The sequence below is a fragment of the Vibrio sp. 2134-1 genome, from assembly GCF_033339495.1.
The window spans coordinates 1-875 of the sequence record NZ_JAWOUS010000231.1; the positions used below are offsets into that span (position 1 = coordinate 1).

Consider the following 875-nt stretch of genomic DNA (forward strand, 5'->3'; position numbering starts at 1 on the left):
CGGCCAGTGTAAGCTGACCTTTCTCATCGGTCAGACCAAGAATAGATTCTTGAGTGTCCCATTGACCGTTGTTGTTCGTGTCTTCAAAAACAACTGCATTTTTGAAGTAGCCGTCAAAACCTGTGATCACAACACCGTTGCTTGCACTGCTTGAACCGCTATCTGAACCGCCACAGCCTGTAAGAGCGATAGCCACTGACGCTGCTAATAAACTCACCTTATTCATTATTCATTTGTCCTTGTTCGTTTCCGAATGAGAAAGTCGCTTTTTTTATTGTTGTTTTTCTTAAATCTCACTAGTGAGATTTAAGAAAGTTGTGTCTTTTTAATCACTATTGGGTAAGTGTTCAAGACACGAAAAACCGCATAAAACCCGTAAAGTTTATTTGAGTTTTTTGTCGATGAGGAAGGAAATGAGACTTTGATCACGGTTCCACTTTTTGTTTTTAGTGATTTAATGGTCAAAATAACATTATGTATTTTAAGTGGTTATTTTTTGTTGCTTGAGCGTAACGGCTTTGGGCTGTGATAAATCATATTGATTTTAAATTCTTCAACGCGATCAGCCAGTTCAGGCTTTGGACGCAAAATGTAGCTGTACACCTCGCCATCAAGTAGTTCGTCGTAAGGCGAGTAGCTCAGATCAAATGCTAACGATTGTTGTCTGGTCGTGGGGTTACTAATGTATTCGTAGCAGTCAATTAGGTAAGTCGGATCGTAGGGGTTAGGATCGGAGATGATGTCGACCTGATAGTCTCCTTGACCAGCAATGACATGGCTGCCATACCAGATGGCGACATCAGCACAATACAAGTTTGGATTGTAAGTGCGTAAGTTGAGATCGGAATCGATGCTTTCACCATGAGGCCCAATGA

The 875-nt window shown here is 41.3% G+C and carries 1 protein-coding gene and 1 pseudogene; both read right to left on the bottom strand.

Annotated features, from left to right (window positions below):
- A partial coding sequence (locus tag R7R78_RS25130) for a hypothetical protein (RefSeq protein WP_225474502.1) occupies positions 1-226 on the bottom strand: 226 nt, incomplete at its 3' end.
- Between the two features lie 263 nt (positions 227-489).
- A pseudogene (locus R7R78_RS25135) lies at positions 490-875 on the bottom strand (hypothetical protein); the annotation flags it as partial.